The organism is Xenorhabdus littoralis, from assembly GCF_033949345.1.
GTDB lineage: Bacteria > Pseudomonadota > Gammaproteobacteria > Enterobacterales > Enterobacteriaceae > Xenorhabdus > Xenorhabdus littoralis.
Genome location: NZ_VCDP01000262.1, coordinates 1 through 234 on the forward strand (window position 1 = coordinate 1; position 234 = coordinate 234).

Genomic DNA, 234 nt, shown 5'->3' on the forward strand with positions numbered 1-234 from the left:
TTTTCATTTTGGCAATGGTGTGGGCAATTAAGCTGTCTGCTGACAGGGTTATCATGATCCCTTCTCTCCGGTGTTAATTTGTGAAAATAATGTCAGGGCTGCACCCTGTGGCGTTGCACAAGGCGCAGAATGACACGACTTCAGTCACCTTTACGATTTACGAATTTCATTGTTGTAGCGTTCGTGGTGCATCAGCTCCCACGATTGCCCGCTATCACGGCTTAACAGCCGCCA

General features: G+C 48.3%; 1 protein-coding gene. It reads right to left on the bottom strand.

The window, feature by feature from the left end; genetic code table 11:
* Positions 1-150: 150 nt before the first annotated feature.
* A partial coding sequence (locus FE394_RS20075; protein ID WP_474068194.1) for a ParE family toxin-like protein occupies positions 151-234 on the bottom strand: 84 nt, incomplete at its 5' end.